The sequence below is a fragment of the Burkholderia sp. BCC0397 genome (assembly GCF_902832865.1).
Lineage (GTDB): Bacteria > Pseudomonadota > Gammaproteobacteria > Burkholderiales > Burkholderiaceae > Burkholderia.
In genome coordinates this window covers 62,316-81,074 of record NZ_CADFDL010000008.1, presented here as the reverse complement: position 1 = coordinate 81,074, position 18,759 = coordinate 62,316, and the positions used below count along the sequence as shown (strand labels likewise).

The 18,759-nt window shown below is 64.1% G+C and carries 16 protein-coding genes; 13 read left to right on the top strand and 3 right to left on the bottom strand.

Features of this window, described 5'->3' with window-relative positions; all coding sequences use genetic code 11:
* Positions 1–83: 83 nt before the first annotated feature.
* The 3 genes from HWX03_RS23510 to HWX03_RS23500 all read right to left on the bottom strand — a co-directional run bounded on the left by HWX03_RS23510 (position 84) and on the right by HWX03_RS23500 (position 4,944).
* Positions 84–1,769 (bottom strand): ShlB/FhaC/HecB family hemolysin secretion/activation protein, encoded by a 1,686-nt coding sequence (locus tag HWX03_RS23510; RefSeq protein WP_175872840.1) that lies wholly within the window; start codon positions 1,767–1,769, stop codon positions 84–86.
* Positions 1,770–1,913: 144 nt separating this feature from the next.
* A complete protein-coding gene (locus tag HWX03_RS23505) occupies positions 1,914–3,263 on the bottom strand; it encodes a collagen-like triple helix repeat-containing protein (protein ID WP_175872839.1) in 1,350 nt (449 codons plus the stop codon).
* A 40-nt stretch (positions 3,264–3,303) separates the two neighbouring features.
* Entirely contained in the window at positions 3,304–4,944 is a 1,641-nt protein-coding gene (locus HWX03_RS23500; protein WP_175872838.1) for a collagen-like triple helix repeat-containing protein, read from the bottom strand.
* Positions 4,945–5,620: 676 nt separating this feature from the next.
* Between HWX03_RS23500 and HWX03_RS23495 the strand changes: the two genes are divergently transcribed.
* The 13 genes from HWX03_RS23495 (at position 5,621) to HWX03_RS23435 (ending at position 18,745) form a co-directional block, all read left to right on the top strand.
* Complete coding sequence (locus HWX03_RS23495; RefSeq protein ID WP_089500004.1) at positions 5,621–5,839, top strand: Flp family type IVb pilin; 219 nt, start codon at positions 5,621–5,623, stop codon at positions 5,837–5,839.
* 96 nt (positions 5,840–5,935) lie between these two features.
* Entirely contained in the window at positions 5,936–6,436 is a 501-nt protein-coding gene (locus HWX03_RS23490; RefSeq protein WP_175872837.1) for a prepilin peptidase, read from the top strand.
* Positions 6,433–6,879, top strand: a complete 447-nt coding sequence (locus HWX03_RS23485) for a TadE family protein (RefSeq protein ID WP_175872836.1) — start codon at positions 6,433–6,435, stop codon at positions 6,877–6,879. Before HWX03_RS23490 ends, HWX03_RS23485 begins: the two co-directional genes overlap by 4 nt.
* Before the next feature lie 92 nt (positions 6,880–6,971).
* Positions 6,972–7,904: a Flp pilus assembly protein CpaB gene (gene cpaB / locus HWX03_RS23480; RefSeq protein WP_175872835.1), complete on the top strand. Its 933-nt coding sequence runs from the start codon at positions 6,972–6,974 to the stop codon at positions 7,902–7,904.
* 65 nt (positions 7,905–7,969) lie between these two features.
* Entirely contained in the window at positions 7,970–9,301 is a 1,332-nt protein-coding gene (locus tag HWX03_RS23475; RefSeq protein WP_175872981.1) for a type II and III secretion system protein family protein, read from the top strand.
* A gap of 60 nt (positions 9,302–9,361) precedes the next feature.
* The gene (locus tag HWX03_RS23470; protein WP_175872834.1) at positions 9,362–10,636 is read left to right on the top strand and encodes a fimbrial protein; all 1,275 of its coding nucleotides are present in this window, start codon (positions 9,362–9,364) and stop codon (positions 10,634–10,636) included.
* Positions 10,637–10,639: 3 nt separating this feature from the next.
* A complete protein-coding gene (locus HWX03_RS23465) occupies positions 10,640–12,010 on the top strand; it encodes a CpaF family protein (protein WP_175872833.1) in 1,371 nt (456 codons plus the stop codon).
* Positions 12,003–12,995, top strand: coding sequence for a type II secretion system F family protein (locus tag HWX03_RS23460; protein ID WP_175872980.1), 993 nt, complete (start codon positions 12,003–12,005; stop codon positions 12,993–12,995). The genes HWX03_RS23465 and HWX03_RS23460 overlap by 8 nt, the downstream gene beginning before the upstream one ends.
* Before the next feature lie 4 nt (positions 12,996–12,999).
* Entirely contained in the window at positions 13,000–13,992 is a 993-nt protein-coding gene (locus HWX03_RS23455) for a type II secretion system F family protein (protein WP_175872832.1), read from the top strand.
* Positions 13,993–14,010: 18 nt separating this feature from the next.
* Positions 14,011–14,853 carry a tetratricopeptide repeat protein gene (locus HWX03_RS23450; RefSeq protein ID WP_175872979.1) on the top strand — a complete coding sequence of 281 codons (843 nt, stop codon included), beginning with the start codon at positions 14,011–14,013 and terminating at the stop codon, positions 14,851–14,853.
* Positions 14,850–15,203: a DUF3613 domain-containing protein gene (locus tag HWX03_RS23445; RefSeq protein WP_175872831.1), complete on the top strand. Its 354-nt coding sequence runs from the start codon at positions 14,850–14,852 to the stop codon at positions 15,201–15,203. The genes HWX03_RS23450 and HWX03_RS23445 overlap by 4 nt, the downstream gene beginning before the upstream one ends.
* Before the next feature lie 5 nt (positions 15,204–15,208).
* On the top strand, positions 15,209–17,245 hold the full coding sequence (locus HWX03_RS23440; RefSeq protein WP_347879532.1) for a pilus assembly protein TadG-related protein: 2,037 nt from the start codon (positions 15,209–15,211) through the stop codon (positions 17,243–17,245).
* Between the two features lie 108 nt (positions 17,246–17,353).
* On the top strand, positions 17,354–18,745 hold the full coding sequence (locus HWX03_RS23435) for a sigma-54 dependent transcriptional regulator (protein ID WP_175872829.1): 1,392 nt from the start codon (positions 17,354–17,356) through the stop codon (positions 18,743–18,745).
* Positions 18,746–18,759 lie beyond the last annotated feature (14 nt).

The following is an 18,759-nucleotide window of genomic DNA, read 5'->3' as shown; positions in this document are numbered from 1 at the left end:
AAACCGCGCGCCACGTTTGATAGAGGGGACTCTAATCGAAACAGCCCGCGTGACGCGGGCTGTTGGGTGACTTTGGTGACCGATCAGTTGAGCTGATACGAGAACGCGGCGTTGATGCGCGGGCTGCGTGATGCGCTTTCGACCGGTGCGTCGCCCACCGGTTTGGCGACGTTCAGGTCGAGACTGTAGTAGCGGCTGTCCGTGAGCCGCACGCCGATGCCGACCGACGACATGCGGTTCGGCGATGGCGTGCCCGAGTGCAGATACACGCGCGCCATGTCGTACGCGATGTACGGCGTGATCGATTTCAGATACGTCCAACCCGGTGAGAAACCGCGGTTGACTTCCAGCGACATCCCCCAGCCCGAGTCGCCCGACGTTTCGCCCGGCTGATAGCCGAGCGCGTAACGGGTCGAGCCGAACGAGACCTGTTCGGACGTCGGCAGCGAGTCCGGACTGTATTGCCCGGTCAGCGAAACCGACGTGCCGATCCGGAACGGCCATTCGTTCGTCTGCGTGAAGGTCGCGCCGGTGCGAACGAAGGTCAGCGAGATCGGGCTGTCCACCGAGGTCGTCGTCGTACCGACGGTGATGTCCTGCGCTTTCGACGCACCGAGGATGTTGAAGCCTTTCGCGACGTTGACGCTCAGCTTCTGTACCTGTTTCGGCTGGACGCTCGTGTAGTCGAGCTGCATCTGCAGCACGCGGACTTGCGAGCGCGTATCGAGGCTCGCGCCGTTGATCTTGTTCTGGTAGCGATCTTCGTTATGCGACGCATAACCCGACACGGTGCCAAGCAGGCTGCGCTGGTTGTTCAACAGTATCGGATAGGATGCCGAAAGACCGAGTTTTTCGTTCTTCACCGTACGCTCGACGTACGATGGCAACCCCGGGTTGTCGGTCGGCTTGCCGCGATACGTGCTGGCATCGAGGCGCGTGATCAGGCCGCTGCTGCCGACGGGCACCGCGCCGCTGAACGCGAAGTAGGTTTGCTTGTCACGTCCCGGCGGCGCGAGCGCCGAGATGCTCAACTGCTCGCCGAACCGCGTGAGGCCGTTTTCGGTCGCGGTGATGAGGCCCTGGACGCCCGGGTGGTTGAAGTCGATACCCGTGCTGACGTTGAACGGCTTGCGATCGACCGCGAGTTCGAGCGTCGTCGCGCCGTCGGTGGTTTGCGGCGGCGGGACGTTCGCCTTCACAGTGAGGCCGGGCAGCAGGCCGAACGTGTTCACGTAGCGCTCGAACGTCGCGCGGCGCAGCGGGCGGTCGGCCGTGATGTGCGCGGCGATCGCGCGGATCTTCGGTTCCATCGCGCCGGGTTTGCCGGTGACCTTGACGTCCGACACATAGCCTTCGACCACCGTGATGCGCACGACGCCGTTCTCGAACGTCTGCGCGGGAACGAACGCGAACGACAGCGCGTAGCCACGTTCCTGGTACAGCTTCGTCACGCCGTTGGCGGTTTCGATCAGCTCGCCGATCGTGATGTCCTTGCCGACGAGCGGCGTGAAGCGGCGCGTGATTTCCTCGAACGGCACCGACTTCACGCCTTCGACCTGGAACGTCTTCGGCGTCAGGTGCCGCGACAGCAGCTCCTGCAATTGCGGCGCCTGCGGTGCGACCTGAACGGTGACGTTCGGGCCCGTCTTCGGTGCGTTGATCTGGGGAAGGGAGTCGAGCGGGTTACCACCCACGCGTGTTTGTGCCTGTGCCGTGCCTGCTGCCGCGATGGCGAGCAGCATCATCCATCTGTCGAGTCTGGATTTCATTGTTCTTCCTCGTAGGCCTTGCTTTTCGTCTTCTTTGTCATGCCGGCGCACGACACCAGGGTGTCGCGCGCCGCGTGCCGCAATGCCGGTTGTGTTCGTACGGCCGCGTCATTCGCTCCGGCTGCGATGACGCGACCGTCCTCCTTACTTGCCGACGCTACCCAGCGTACCCAGCAACCCCGTGACCGGTGCCAGCAGGCCCGTCGAACCGCCGCCCGACGATGCCGTACCCGACACGCTGCCGACTAGCGACGTGACCGGCGCGAGCGGGCTCGAGCCCCCGGACCCTGCTGCACCACCCACTGCTCCGGTGACAGTATTCAGCAAACCGGTAACGGGTGCGAGAGGGTTTGCACTGCCTGCGCCACCCGTTGCACTGCCGAGCGCACCGGTGACCGTCGACACGAGTCCGGTGACGGGCGCGAGCGGATTGCTGCCCGAGCTGCCCGTTGCGCCGCCGACTGCGCCCGTGAGCGAACCGAGCGGCGTGGAGCCGAGACCCGACAGCAGGCCGCCGAGTGGGTTCGTCGAACCGGAACCCGACGACGGGCCGTTCTGCACGGTAGCCGTCGAGCCGCCGACGAGGCTCGTGATCAGGCCGGGGATCGGTGCCGCGCCGTTCGGGCCGTTCGGATTGACGAGGCCGCCCGCGTTGGTCACGGTATTGCCGACCACGGTCACGAGCTGACCGACGTCGCCGACGAGCGGCTGGCTCGACGTACCGGCGACCTGCTTGCCGGCTGAGCTGATGGCGCCGCCGATCTGGCCGAGCAGGCCCGACACGGGTTGGCCGAGGCCGGTCGTCGTGCCGACCTGCTGCGTGACCTGGCCGGCGGTGATCACGAGCGGCGTGATCGCCGAGCTGATCGGTTGCGTGACCTGCTGCACGGCGCCCGACGACAGCGTCGAGCCGATCGTCGTGCCGGCGGCCGTCAGACCGTTGGCGACCGTGTCGAGCACGGTGCCGACCGGCGTCGTGACCGGCGCGAGCGGTGCCAGCGGGCCCGTGCCCAGCGCCTTGACCGTCGAGCTCAGGCCCGACACCGTGTTGCTGGTTGCGCCGACGACATTGCCGAGACCGGCAACGGTGGTGCCGACCGGGTCCTTCGTCGAGCCGATCTGCCCCAGCCCGTTGCTCAACGCATCCGCGGCCGCATTGATGATCGTGCCGGTGCTCGACACGGTGCTGCCGACACCCTTCGTCACGCCGTCGCCGAGGCCCGGCAGGCTGATGTTGCCGACCGTGCTGCCGAGGTCGCTGGCCGTCTGGCCGACCGTGCTGACGACGCCCTTGGTGCCGGTCGGCGAGCCGCTGGTGCCGCTCGTGCCGGGCGTGCCGCTCGTGCTCGGGTTGTTGTTGTCGTTGCTGCTGGTCGGCGGCGAGCTGACGCCGCCACCGCCGCAGGCGGCCAGCAGGCACGCTGCGGCGAAGGCGGTGAGGGGCGCGCGCCATTGGCGCAGGGCGACCGTCGTGATGGAACGTTGCTGGGACATGATGGACTCCTCGCTGTCTTTTCGATGAATGAAGGTCGGATTACTTGCCATGCGTGCCGCCGAGCAGGCCGCCGATCAGCGACGTGACGGGCGCGAGCGGATTCGACGACGAGCCCGAGTTCGCGACGGCACCCGTGCCGCCGCTCAGTGCCGGTACGCCGACCGTGCTCGTCACCGTGGAGACGGCGTTCGTCACCGGGGCGAGCGGGCTGCTGCCGCCTGCGCCGCCCGTTACGCCGCCGAGTGCGCCCGTGACTGCGCCGAGCAGACCCGTGACCGGCGCGAGCGGGCCGCCGCTGGTACCGCCCGTTGCGCCGCCGAGTGCGCCGGTGACCGTCGAGACGAGGCCCGTGACCGGGGCGAGCGGGCCGCCGCTGCCGCCTGCTGCGCCACCCAGTGCGCCGGTGACCGTCGAGACGAGGCCCGTGACCGGTGCGAGCGGGCCGCCGCTACCGCCTGCTGCGCCGCCGAGTGCGCCAGTGACCGTCGAGACGAGACCTGTGACTGGTGCGAGCGGGCTGCCGCTGCCGCCTGCTGCGCCACCCAGTGCGCCGGTCACCGTGGAGACGAGACCCGTGACCGGCGCGAGCGGGCCGCTGCCGCCGCCCGTTGCGCCGCCGAGTGCGCCGGTGACCGTCGAGACGAGCCCCGTGAGCGGGGCGAGCGGGTTGGTCACGCCGCCGGTGCCGCCCGTGAGCAAGCCGCCGACGGCCTTCACGGTGTTGCCCGTCGACGAGACGGTGTTGCCGAGGCCGGTGGTGACCGGATTGCCGCCCGTCGATGCGAGCAGGGCGCCGGCTTGGTTCAGCCCGTTGCCGACCGTGCCGAGCAGCGTATTGACTGGTGCGCCGAGGCCGGTTGCCGTGCCGATCGTCTGGGTCGTCTGGCCGACCATCGTCGTGATCGGCGTGATGGCCGAGCTGACCGTTTGCGTGACCTGCTGGATCGGGCCGGTCGACAGTACGTTGGTGAGCGTGGTGCCGCCGTTCGATACGGCGCCCCCGAGCGTCGAGACGAGGCCGCCGACGGAGCCCGTGACCGGCGCGAGCGGCGACAGCGGGCCGCTGCCGAGGCTCGTGACCAGATTGCCCGTTTGCGTGACTGCGCCGCCGAGCTGATTGACCACGCCGCCCGTGCTGGCGACCGTGGTGCCGACCGGATCCTTCGTTGCGCCGAGCTGGCCGAGACCGTTGCCGACGCCGTTGCCCAGCGCGGTGACGGCGCCGCCCACGCTCTGCACGATGCCGCCTGCGGCTTGCGTGGTGGCCGGATTGACACCCGGCAGCGTCTGGCTGCCGAGGGCGGAGCCGAGATTGGAGACGGCGCCGCCGGCAGTCGTGATGATATTGCTGGTGTTTGCGAGGACATTTCCCACTGGGTTCGACGACACACCCGAGGTGCCGGACGTACCGCTCGTACCCGAGGTTCCGCTGGTGCCGGACGTGCCGCTCGTGCCCGAGGTTCCGCTGCTGCCGGAGGTACCGCTCGTACCCGAGGTGCCGCTCGTGCCGTTGCCGCCCGACGTGGAGATCGTATCGCCGCCGCCCGAGCTGGAGCCGCCGCCGAGGCCCTGGCTGATGGAGCCGGAGCCGCCGCATGCGGAGAGGGAAAGCATGGCTGCAACGGTGGCCGCGATCAGAGTCGTCCGGAACACGCCATGAGGGATAACCTTAATGTCCATTTCTTCCTCGCATTAAAAATGTGTTGTGAACTGCGTTGTGTTGAGTGGTGCGAGGACTACTCTGCAACTGTCGTGCCATTTCGATGCCCGACGGTTCGACAACAGGTTTTAAACGAGGCAATTCCTTGTCAGAAAAGGCAGTTACGGAAACTGAAAGATTGTTGAATCTGTTTAAGTGCAGATGAATGAGAACGGTTTCGGCCGTTTCGTAACGTAACGTCACAACATTGGCGTTACGCGTGCGGCGTAACGTGGGGCCCACGCAGGCTTGGTGGACGAGGCAACGGTTTTACTGGTGGATTAGGTGTGCACATCTAACCTATCGTAAATCCTATGTGTAAGTCGTACCGAAACGCCGTACAAATACGTTGTGCTCCTGATCATTTTTTCCGTCAGAGTGGTTAAAAGAGGTTGGAATTTAAATAGGAACGGATATAGAATCGGCAGCAGATGTAAGGAAATGTACGGTTCGGTACACTACGTTCGAGGAGGAGCGCTATCGCGAATGTTAACTTGCATCAAATCGTGAGCAATGCCCTTCGGGGCGACCTATAAAGAAAGCGCACCCGGTTGTCGTTACAGCAGATGTAGCGAACGGTCGGGGCAAACGGCCAGATATGCGGGGACGTATACGTATAAAAGGCCAGAAAACGTAAATACAGGCACGAGGAATAAAATGAAAGCAATCATCAAGCGTTTCCTTAAGGAAAACGACGGGGTTACCGCGATCGAGTATGGGCTGATCGCGGGTCTGATCGCTGTCGCGATCGTCGCCGGGGTGACGAACATCGGCAGCAGTCTCGGTAACATGTTTACCAATCTCGGCACGTGCGTGTCGTCTCCTTCGTCTACGAACTGTTCCTCCACCGCGATTCGGGCAACCCCGGCGGGCTAAGCCGACTTCTTCTTTTCCGGAAGTCGTCGTGGCGCAGTAGCGGGCGGACTGCTTCGGTAATCCGCCCGCCCTTGTATCTGCTGCGGGCGTGGTGCGATGGGACGTCTCATTTTTAGCGGGGTATTTCTGACCTGGGCGGGTTTAGTCGCGGTCAGTGATATTCGTTTCCGCCGTATTTCGAACGCGCTTATCGTGGCCGGGGTGATCGCCGGGTTCGGCGGCGCGTGCGTGGCTGCGAATCCATTTGGTATTTCTGTGTATCAGGCAGCGGTTGGCATGCTGGTCGGCCTGATCGGATTGATGCCGTTCTTCCTTCTGCGTGTCATGGGTGCAGCAGACGTAAAAATATTCGCCGTCCTCGGCATCTGGTGCGGTGCGCATGCGCTGCTTTGGCTGTGGGTGGTTGCCAGTCTAGCTGCGGGACTGCACGCGCTCGCACTGATGCTGCTGACGCGCACGTCGTTCGGGGGCTTGCGGCGGCAGCGCGAGCCGGTGCTGATACTTGGCCGGTATCGGGCGACACCTTATGCCGCATGCCTCGCGGTGCCGGCTGCCGCCTGGCTGGTCTATCTAGTCGCAATCGTGGGCGTGCGATGAAACGACAGAACGCGTGCGGGGGACGGCGACGGCAACGTGGAGCGACGGCGGTCGAGTTTGCGATCGTGTTCCCGCTGTTCTTCGTGATTTTTTACGCGATTCTGAGTTTCGGGATGATTTTCGTCATTCAGCAGAGCTTGACGCTTGCCGCCAGCGAGGGCGCGCGTGCAGGGTTGAGCTACGCACCGGACCTCACGACGCGCGTCGCGAACGCCAAGGCGACTACGCAGAACGTTCTCGGTTGGCTGAACAGCAGTCCGCCCAACGTGGTGGCACAGCAGTGCAACTACAACGGAACACCTACACCGCTGTTGTACTGCCTGACGGTCACAGTGAGCTATACGCCTGATAGCTGGATGACGATCATGCCGTTCCTGGGGACGATCATGACCCAACCGCTGACCGGTACGGCAGTGGTGCAAATTCCACAGTCGATGTTGTGAGTTGGACATCATGAGGCGATAGGTATGTCACACACAAATCGCGCGGCAAGAAGAAGCTAACTGGATTTTTATTCCGGCATCCATACGACAACATGGCCAACAACTTAACGAAGATCATTGCGGGGCTGCTGATTGCGATCGCCGTTCTGCTCGGAATCTATGCATGGGTGCTCGGACGCAGCGCTTCAAGTCCCGCGCCGGCACAGCCGGTGACGGCGGCAACGGCGACTGCGGTGCCGATCGTGATTGCAACGCGTACTTTGCCTGGGGGGCAGCCGATTCAGGCCGATGCGCTGAAGATCCAATCGACGGTGCCGGCGCCGGCAGGCGCGTTCAACGATCCCGCTCCGCTTGTTGGCCGCGTGCCGATTCGTGATATTCCGGCCTCGGCCCCGATCGTTGCGGATGCACTGGTGTCGGGGCTTGCCGAGGACGTGCAGCCCGGCGAGCGCGCGGTTGCGGTTCGCGTCGACGAAACGAACGCGGTCGGCAACCGGTTGCGGCCCGGGAATTTCGTCGACGTGTTCCTGAACCTGAAACGCGAAGTCGGCAGCACGATGCTCGACGGCGAGGTTTCGCAAACACAGGCGCGGCTTCTGTTGTCGAAGGTTCGGGTGCTGTCGTTCGGCGATGCGACCGCCGAGCGCGACAGCGGCAACAACAACGGTGGTAATGGGCAGCCGACCGGCGCCCGCATCGCAGTGCTCGCGGTACCGATCGCCCAGGTCGATGCGCTGACGCTCGGCGAGGCCAGCGGCCGGCTGACCTTTGCATTGCGCAATCCGCGTGACGACGAGTTTGCGCTACAGACGGTTGCGGTACGTACGGACAACAAGCTGTCGCCGTCGGCGCTGGCCGCAGCAGGCGTCTCGCTGCAGCAACTGTCCGGCACACCGAGAACGCCGGTAGCCAACGCGAACCTGCCGCCGTTGCCGTCGCATCTGCCGCCGCCTGTGCGGCCGAGCGGAGGCGGCGGCAGCATCGAAGTGATTCGCGGCGGCCGGTCGGAAACGGTTGCCTATTGAACCAGATCGATGGCCATCGATATCAGCGACGACAAGTAAAAGGCCGCGCGACGGTCTACCAGACGATGAAAAACATACTGAGTGCATTCGCGATTGCCATCTGCTTCATGACCTTCGCCTCGTTCGCGAGCGCGAGCGCTACGATCGAACTCGCGGTTGGCGCACAACGGCAGATTTCGGCGGGCCGCACCCTGCAGCGCGTCGCGGTCGGCGATCCGGCAATTGCCGACGTGCTGATCATGAAAGGCAGCCGCTCGGGTTCCGTGCTGCTCACAGCGAAGGCTCCCGGCGCGACGAACGTGATGCTGTGGGAGCGCGGCCGCGATGAGCCAACGATCTGGAACGTCGAGGTGGTCGACGCGGCCGCGCAAGTGGTGCTCGACGGCGCTACGCCGCGGGTGAATGCATACGGCGGTACGGCCGTGCTGCAAGGCTCGGCCGCGTCGCTCGAGGCACATGCGCGTGCGGCCGCGGTCGGCAAGAACATGAGCGGAAAGGGCGTCGTAATCGACCGCTCGACGGTTCCCGGCAAGAGCGTCGTGCAAGTTGACGTTCGGGTCGTCGAATTCAGCCGGTCGGTGCTCAAGCAGGTCGGGTTCAATTTCTTCAAGCAAAGCAACGGCTTTTCGTTCGGATCGTTTTCGCCGGGTGGTGTGCAATCTTATAGCGGCGGTTCGGGCCCGGGGACCGGGGGATACGTTCCGACGCTCGGATCGCCAGTCGCGTCTGCATTCAACCTGGTCGTGAACGCGGCTGGACGCGGAATCTTTGCCGATCTATCTCTGCTGGAGGCGAACAACCTCGCCCGCGTGCTGGCGGAGCCGACACTGGTCGCGCTGTCCGGACAGAGCGCAAGCTTCCTTGCGGGCGGCGAGATTCCGGTGCCATCGCCGCAGGGGCTCGGTTCGACGGCGATCCAGTGGAAGCAATACGGCGTCGGGCTTTCGTTGACGCCGACGGTTCTGAGCCCGAGCCGGATTGCGCTGAAGGTCGCGCCCGAATCGAGCCAGCTTGATTTCGTGAACAGCGTGACGATCAGCGGCGTCGCGGTGCCTGGCATTACGACGCGCCGTGCGGACACGACCGTCGAACTGGGCGACGGAGAGAGCTTTGTAATTGGCGGCTTGATCGATCGCCAGACGATGTCGAACGTGAGCAAGGTGCCATTGCTCGGCGATCTGCCGATCATCGGGACGTTCTTCAAGAATCTGAGCTATCAGCAGAATGACAAGGAACTGCTGATCATCGTGACGCCGCATCTCGTCGCGCCGATCGCGAAGGGTGCGGTGTTGCCCGCGACGCCCGGCGAGTTGTCCGAGCAGCGCGACGGGCCGGTCTGGAAATCGTATCTGGGCGGAGCTGCGTCGCCGGACGCTGCTCCCGGATTTTCGAAATGAGTGGAATGTCTCGCGGCTTGCGAAGCATCGCCACGCCTTGTGTAATCGGGGGTGTTCGACATGAATGCGCGAATTCAATCGTTGTGTGAACCCGCCGTGACCGACTATTTCGTTTGTGCATCGCAGCATGAGGCGCATGTCCGCTGGCTGGCCGATACGCTCGTATCGGCCGGCGCGGTCGAGGCCGCATCGCTCGAACCGGGTGTACTGGCGCAGCGTATTACGGGCCTCAATCCGGCGCTCGTCTTCATCGATTTCTCGGACGGCAGCACGGCGGCGAGCATTGCCGCGGCTGCGATTCGCGCCACGCATCCGGGGCTGCCGATTGTCGCGCTGGGTTCGCTCGCACAGCCGGAGAGCACGCTCGCTGCATTGCGCGCCGGTGTCCGCGATTTCATCGACGTGTCGGCACCGGCGGAGGATGCGTTGCGCACGACGCGCGGATTGCTGGCGAACGTCGGCGAGCCGGCGAGCCGCCACGGTAAACTCGTTGCGTTGCTCGGCGCACGTGCAGGCATGGGGGTAAGCACGCTCGCAGCGAATCTGGCCGTATGGTTGCAGAAGCGCGGAGTGAACCCGGAGGGCGCCGGCGTGCCGAACGGTGGGACGCCGGCCGGTCGCCAGACCGCGCTCGTCGACCTCGGGCTGCCGGCAGGCGACGGCGCGCTATTCCTGAATACCCGCTGCGAATTCGATTTCATCGATGCGGTTCACAACCTGCGCCGCATCGACCGGACCTTCGTGAATACCGCGCTGACTCGGCATGAGAGCGGCGTCGCATTGACGACGCTGCCGGCGGATCTCGGTGGGCTGCGCGACGTGTCGTACGCGTCGTGCGCCGGTTTGCTGAACCGGTTTCGCGCATTCTTCGATCAGCAGATCGTCGACCTCGGCGGCTTTTCGAACCGCGAATTCGTTGCACAGATCACGAGCTCGGCCGACGAAGCGTGGCTCGTCTGCGATCAGGGCGTCGCGTCGATCGTATCGGCGGCCGATCTGCTCACCGGGTTGCGCGATGCGGGTGTCGAGACCGATCGCGTACGGCTCGTCGTCAACCAGTACGACCCCGCACTCGACTTGGTGCCCGCCCAGATTGCGGAGCGCCTCGGGCTGTCGCTGGTCGGCACGTTGCCGTCGCGCCGCGTCGCGATCGGCCATGCGGCAAATCAGGGCCGGCTCATCGTCGATATGGCGGAGCGCGACCCGTACGTGCACGCCCTCGAGTCACTCGCCGCGCGGCTGCCAGGCGTATCGGTCAGAACGGCCACACCACGTCCGGCGTTCGGCCTCTCCGCGCTGAAGCGCTTCATTCAACCTTCGTCCAAGCGGTCGTAAGCGATGGCACACGACATTCAATTTGCCGACGGCGCAGCGCCGTTCTCTCAGACGCAGCAATTCCACGACATCAAGAATGCCGCGCACGAACACTTGTTGACGCGCATCGAAGAATTGGGCGCCGAGTTCGGCAGATGGTCCCGCCAGGCGATCAACCAGTTCGTCGATCTCGAGATCGACAGCTTCGTGCGCTTGCGCCGCATTCCGCTCAACGAGAACGAGGTACGCACGATCGCGGAGGCGCTGACGAAGGAACTCGCGGGTTTCGGGCCGATCGAGGATCTGCTCGCGGACCCGGCGGTCGAAGACATCCTGATCAACGGCTACAACGACGTGTATGTGTCGCGTCACGGGATCCTTGCCAAGCTGCCGGTGCGTTTCACCGACAACGCGCACCTGTTGCGGATCGTGCGGCGGATCCTCGCGCCGATCGGCCGCCGTCTCGACGAGTCGAATCCGATGGTCGATGCTCGGCTGCCCGACGGCGGCCGCGTGAACGTGGTGATCGAGCCGCTGTCGATCGACGGCCCGGTCGTGTCGATCCGGAAGTTCCGCAAGGATCCGCTGAAGCCGTCCGACCTGCTCGGCAACGGGACATTCAACGAAGAGATCAACACGTTGCTTCAGGCGGCAGTCGAGGCGCGCTGCAACATTCTCGTGTCGGGCGGTACGAGTTCCGGCAAGACGTCGCTGCTCAACGCGCTCGCGTTCCATATTCCGGAGATCGAGCGTGTCGTGACGATCGAGGATACGGCCGAGTTGTCGCTGAACCACCCGCACGTCGTGCGGCTCGAGAGCCGGCCTGGCGGGTTCGACGGTACCGGGGTCGTGTCGATTCGCGATTTGCTGCGCAATACGCTGCGGATGCGTCCGGACCGGATCATCGTCGGCGAAGTGCGCGGCGGCGAGGTGCTGGAAATGCTGCAGGCGATGAACACGGGTCACGACGGCTCGATGGGCACCGTGCATGCGAGTTCGCCGCGCGAGTGTCTGTACCGTCTCGAGATGCTGGCCGGTTTTGCAGGTTTCCAGGGCACCGAGTCGAGCTTGCGCAGGCAGATCGCGAACGCCATCGACTTCATCGTGCAGATTGGACGCCTGTCGAACGGGCGGCGACGGATTCTGTCGATCACCGAAGTAACCGGGCTGTCCGACAACATCATCGCGACCCAGGAGCTTTACCGCTACGAAGCGCGTGTGACGCAGGAGGGCGAGGAAGTCGATCACTGGGAAACATTGGGCATCCATCCGCATTCACCGAAGCTCGCGCGCTTCCGTCAGGCGCTGACGAGCGGCGGGTTCGGCGATGGCGGATTCGGCGGCGGCTTTGGCGGTGGCGGGTTCGGCCGAGGCGGCGGGGGCTTCAATGTATAGCGCGATGGTATGGGTGCTGGCGATCGCGATGCTATGCGTCGCGGCTGCGATGATGCTGTGGCGTCACGCAGAGACCCGGCGCGTACGGACCGACGCGAAGCGCTTCATCGACAGCCGGCTCGAGCCTGGTGCACGCGTCGCCGCACAGGCGACACGTGCGCAGGCGGCTGGTGCCGTGCGTGCCGTGCAGCAACCGGGTGCGGCACGGAAGGTGTCGTCCGACGCCTTCTGGGCGCACTGGTATGCGACCGCATCCGAATATCTGGCCAACCTTGCGAGTCGTGCGGGGATAGACGATGCGCGCGGCAAGGCGCTCGTCGCGCTTGCAGTGCTCGTCGCGGCGGCATTCATCGCGGGCAGTCACGGCGGCGTGCTGGCGTGTTTTGCGGCGATCATTTGCGGCAGCGCGATACTCGGCGTCTGGCTCGCGTCGCGGATTCAGCGGCGACGGTTGAAGATCGTCCGACAGATCCCGTCGTTCCTCGACGGGATCGTGCGTCTCGTGACGCTGGGCAACAGCGTGCCGGCTGCTTTCCAGTCTGCGCTGTTGACGACCGAGGAGCCGTTGCGTGGCTGTCTCGACGTCGTGTCGCGGATGCTGCGCGGTGGTATCGAGATCGACCGCGCCATGATGCACATCGCGAAGATCTACCGAACCGAAGAGTTTGAGCTCGTCGGCTCGGTGCTGCGCTTGTCGGTCAAATACGGTGGTCGCGCGGATGTGATGCTCGAGCGGATGGCCGTATTCATGCGCGATCTCGAGCAAGCCGAGCGTGAATTGACCGCGATGTCGTCGGAGACGCGGCTGTCCGCGTTCGTCCTCGTCATGCTGCCGATTGCAATCGGGAGCTTCGTCGTGGTGACCAATCCGAAGTATCTGTACGGGATGTGGGGCGATCCGAGCGGGCGGTCGCTGCTCATGATCGCGTTCCTGGCTCAAGTGGTAGGCAGCATATGGCTGTATCGAATGGCTCGGCTCAGGTGAGGCTATGACAGCAACTCAAATCGGAGCGATTGCGTTGGCCGTGGGCGCGCTCGGGCTGCTGCTGCTCGGGATGGTCGTGACGTTACGTGCGAATGCCGCGGCGCGTGCCGAACGAGCGTTGGTCGATGCGCTCGATCGGCGCATGGCTGCACTGGAGGCGGCGAAAGCGCGGCCCGCGCAGGATGGCGATGCGCCGGCGAAAGCCAACGCGCGCGGCGGGCAACGTGTCGAACGTTGGCTGGATCGCCTGTCGGCGGCAGGCATGCGCTGGCTGGACACCGGATTCGGCAAATACGCTGTCGCGGAAGAGGATCGTCGCCTGCTGGAGCAATGCGGATATGTCGATGCACGCACGCGTGGGCTGTTTCTGAGTGCGCGGGTCGCGTGCGGGATCGCGTTGCCGCTACTGTTCGCGATCTTCGCGAGCGGGCGCATGAAAGGCAGTATCTGGATGGTCGGCATGTGCGCCGCCTTCGGGCTTGGCTTCATGCTGCCGAAACTCTATGTGCAGCGCCGTGCAGCGTCGCGGCGACAGAGCGTCGTTGACGAACTGCCGCTACTCGTCGACATGTTGCGTTTACTGCAAGGCGTCGGTCTGTCGCTCGATCAAAGCCTGCAAGTCGTGACGAACGATTTTCGCGGGATGCTGCCGGTCCTGTCGTCGGAGGTGGGAATCGCGCAGCGTCAGTTCGCCGCGGGCCGTACCCGCGAGCAGTCGCTGCAACGGCTGTCCAGTGGATTCGACAACGAGGATTTGCGCGCGATCGTGCGATTGATGATTCAGGTCGACAAGCATGGCGGTGCGGTGCAGGAACCGCTCAAGCAGTTCGGCGACCGTTTGCGCGAGACTCGTCGCGCGATGCTGCGCGAACGGATCGGTAGATTGACGGTAAAGATGACGGGCGTAATGGTGCTGACGCTGTTACCCGCTCTGCTGATCGTGACGGCGGGACCGGGCATGCTGGCGGTGATGCGCGCGTTGTCGTCGCAGCATTGAAGGATGGAAGGACAGACGATGAAGCGAATCGGCAAAGCGGTGACCCGGGTGGGCATGCTGGCGGTGGCGCTACTGCTCGGTGCATGCGCAACCAAGGAAAGCGGGTATGGCGTCGGCGCGCAGACCGAGCGTGCGGCACTGATGCAAGCAGCAGATCAGAAGCAGTCCGTGCCGGATACGCCAGGGATGTATCTAGGTCTGATTCAGCGCATGCAAGCGCAGGGTCTCTATTACGCTTCGCTCGCGCACATCGATGCATATGACAAGACATACGGTGTCATGCCGGAATCGATCCTGTTGCGTGCGGATGCGTTACGGACGACCGACCAGCCGGCCGCAAGCGCGGCCGTGTATACGCAGTTGCTGAAGACGCCGCTTGCTGCGCGTGGTTATCGCGGACTGGGGTTGCTTGCGGGCGCCGCGGGCGATTTCGACCGTGCCGTGCAGGCGCTGACGCAAGCGTCGGAGCTCGCGCCGACGGATCCGTCGCTGCTATCCGATCTTGCTTACGCGAAGTTGCGCAGCGGCGACGTCGTCGGCGCGCGAGTGCCGCTGATGAAAGCTGCCGAACTCGATCAGCGCAATCCGAAAATCGTCAGCAACCTTGCGCTGTATCTGTTTGCGGCAGGGCGTGCGCAGGATGCGCAACGGCTGATGAACCAGCAGCATCTGTCGACGGAGATTCGCAAGGACATCAACGCTGACGTCGCGAAGATTGCTGCGGCAGTGCATGCGCAGCAGCGTGCAATCGCGACGCCGCCGGTTGTGTCGCGGCGCGGCGCGACGGCGCCGATCACGCCGATGGCGAACAATTTCGGTTACGACCAGACTGTGCCGCTGCTGCAACGGTTTGCACAATGAACAGATATCCGGGGAACGACATGAACGACAACACACACAATCCAAGCGCATGTGCGGGCCGGATTGCGACGCTGGTCGCGATCGTTTGCATCGTAACGGGTTCTGGCGCGGCATACGGTCAAGACGCCGTGACACCGAGAACGTCCGACGTTGGACGCTCGACCAAAGACTGGCTCGCGATGCAGCGCGACAATCGCGCGGCGGCGCCGACGCAACCCGTGTTCGGCGACGTCGCGTCGCTTGCGTACCAGCGCTATCTCGATTCGTTCAAGAACAAGATTCCGGATTCGATGAGTTCGCAGCTCGGCGCAGTGGGCGGCATGTCGGGCGGCGGGCAGGGCGCGCAATAGGCGAGATGACCATGCGCGCAGATCAATCGCACGCGGCGCGGCGGGGGAGCGCCGGCAGTCCCGGAAGAAGTCGCCAGCGCGGTAGCGTCGCGCTCATGGCGACGATCTGGGCGCTGGTTGCGATCATTATCCTGGGCGCGATCGACGTCGGCCATTTCTATGCCGAAAGACGCCGGATGCAAGCGGCGGCCGATTTGGCCGCGTTGTCGGCAGTCTCTCAGGTTACGACCGACTCGACTTGCCAGGCCGCGAGGACCGCAGCCAGTCAAATCGCGAACCCGGCGACGAATGCATTGCCGACGGGTTCGAAAGTTTCCGTGTCGTGCGGCATCTGGACCGCACCTCAGGGCAGCGGTAGCGCGCAGTTCACATGGGTGTCCGGCGACCCGATCAGTGGCAACCAGTGCGCGGGTCTGCCGGCCGGAACGGTCAATGGCCAATCGACCAACGCCGTTTGCGTCACGGTGGCCGAGCCGGTCGACGGGATTTTTCGCGGTGGCGTCACGATTGACGGATCTGCCATTGCCAAGAGCGTACCCACCGATACTTTTACGTTGACCACGTCGGTTGCAGCGCTGAATGGGGGATTGGCCAACCAGTTGCTCAAGGCGCTGACTGGATCAAACGACAATGCGCTGAATCTCCAACTGGTTGACTATCAGGGACTCGCTCAAGTCAACTTGAAGCTAGCCGGCATTCTTGCCAATCTCCCTGTCGGCACCAGTACGGGCGTGCTGAATGGCACCGTGACGCTCGGTCAACTGGCCAATGCCGCGGTACAGGCCGCAACGCAGCAAAGCGTGGCCGCGGCGAACCTGAAGGTGCTGAACGCACTGGTTATCGCCCTTTGTCCGGGGGGAGTTTGTGGCGGGCCGCAGATCGCGCTCGGTCAACTGGTTTCCGCTGCGACCGCGACGGGAAGCTCTGCCGTCAACGCCAGCGTCAATGCGCTCGGCTTGCTGTCGACGGCATTGCAGATCGCGAACGGCACGAATTCGGTCAACATTCCCAGCGTCACGGTTCAGACGCCTACGGTGCTCTCACCGCTACTGAATGTGACCGTGTCGGGTTCAGTCAAGTTGGGGGCCAATCCGCCGTCTACTGCGAGCGGTCCGCCCGGGCCGTCGAGTTGCGGGACATCCGACTGCACGACCAACACGTCAACCGCGCAGGGCAACGTGTTCCTCAATACGTCTATCTCGCTGCTGTCGACATGCTCAAACGGCTCACTAGTCTTTCCGGGAGGCAGTTGTCCGTCCGGCACTGCGACGCCGCTTGCAGCGGTGCAATTGCCGATCACTGCCTATGTGGCGCCGGCGACGGCGGGTCTGATATCTGTCACCTGCACTGCGGACGGCACGAAAAGCGCGCGGGTCAACGTGCAGACTGGGGTGGTGGCCGTCTACATCGGCGGCACTGCGAATACGCCGATCAACCTCAGTGCGCCCACCGGTTATGTGCCCAACGGCAGCGCCACGCCGATTACGCTGGTGTCCGTCAACCTGCAGAGCCTGCTCAATTTGTTGAACCTTGGCGGCTTGGTTTCCGGACTGACGACGTTGGTCAAAACCCTGACGCTGGGAATCGTCGACCTGACCGATGTTTCGCTCAACGTCAACTTGTTGCCCGGACAGTTGACGGTTCCCGTTGCCAATCAAAGTCCGACACCGCTTGTGTTCACATATCCCGGGCCTGGATCGTCCGCTTCACCGAACCCGGCATCGCCGTATATGCTTGGCACGGGAACGGATCAGTTCCTGTCGCCTGCTGTTCAAGGTATCTTGAACAGCGGTCTGTCGTTGGAAGTCAAGGCCAACAGTGGCCTACTCCAGTGGCTGAGTGTCATCGCGAATCCTATATTAAACGTCGTGACCGGGCCGATCCTGAACGCGCTGGCAACCACGCTCGTCCCGCTCCTCCTGCAACCGATCGATTCGCTTCTGACTTCCGTCACGGGCCTGCTCGGTCTGAGCTTGGGGAATGCCTCTGTCACGAACACACCGGATTCGATCAAATGTGGCGATCCCATGCTGGTTCAATGAACACCTGAACGTTCCGTTATCGACGCAGGCGGTATCACTGTCGCCTGCATCCGGTCACTGATCTGCAATGCCAAGCAACCCGTCAATTACTGAAGCCGCATCCGAAACATGAGAACCACGCCCGCAATCGAAGAGCTCGACCTGTACGTCTGGGAAGGCAAGGCGGACATCGTCGACCGCGTCGCCCGGTGCATGGCGAGCTTCGACGTCGAAGTGATCCGCGCCGACAACGCGGTGGTCTCGCCCGAGCGCGCCGCGATGCGGCGGTCGCTGGCGATCATCAGCGTGACGATGATCGAAGGCGGCGCGGCATTCCTGCGCGACTGGCAGGCCAACATCGGCATGCCGGTGGTCTGGGTCGGCGCGGCGCGCGACCACGACGCGTCGCAGTATCCGCCCGAGTATTCGCACATCCTGCCGCTCGACTTCACGTGCGCGGAACTGCGCGGCATGATCGGCAAGCTCGTCACGCAACTGCGTGCGCACGCCGCCGAAACGTTGCAGCCGTCCGAACTCGTCGCGCACTCCGAATCGATGCAGGCGCTGCTGAACGAAGTCGATACGTTCGCCGACTGCGACACCAACGTGCTGCTGCACGGCGAAACCGGCGTCGGCAAGGAGCGCATCGCGCAACTGCTGCACGAAAAGCATTCACGCTACCGGCACGGCGAGTTCGTGCCGGTGAACTGCGGCGCGATTCCGGACGGCCTGTTCGAATCGCTGTTCTTCGGCCACGCGAAAGGATCGTTCACGGGCGCGGTTGTTGCGCATAAAGGCTATTTCGAGCAGGCGGCCGGCGGCACGCTGTTCCTCGACGAAGTCGGCGATCTGCCGCTGTATCAGCAGGTCAAGCTGCTGCGCGTGCTCGAGGACGGCGCGGTGCTGCGGGTCGGCGCGACGGCGCCGGTCAAGGTCGATTTCCGTCTGGTCGCGGCGAGCAACAAGAAGCTGCCGCAGCTCGTGAAGGAAGGGCTGTTCCGCGCCGATCTCTACTACCGGCTCGCGGTGATCGAGCTGAGCATCCCGTCGCTGGAAGAGCGCGGCGCGGTGGACAAGATCGCGCTGTTCAAGTCGTTCGTCGCGCAGGTGGTCGGCGAGGAGCGGCTCGCCGAGTTGTCCGATCTGCCGTACTGGCTCACGGATTCGGTCGCGGACAGCTATTTCCCCGGCAACGTGCGCGAACTGCGCAACCTCGCCGAGCGCGTCGGCGTGACGGTGCGGCAGACGGGCGGCTGGGATGCCGCGCGCTTGCAGCGGCTGATCGCGCACGCACGCAGCTCGGCCCAGCCGGTGCCGGCGGAGAGTGCGGCCGAGGTGTTCGTCGATCGCAGCAAGTGGGACATGAACGAGCGCAACCGCGTGATCGCGGCGCTCGACGCAAACGGTTGGCGGCGTCAGGACACGGCCCAGCAGCTCGGCATCAGCCGCAAAGTATTGTGGGAAAAAATGCGCAAATATCAGATCTTCGACGAAGAGCCCGAGACTCGCGAAAGCGAATAATTAATGAGATAAAA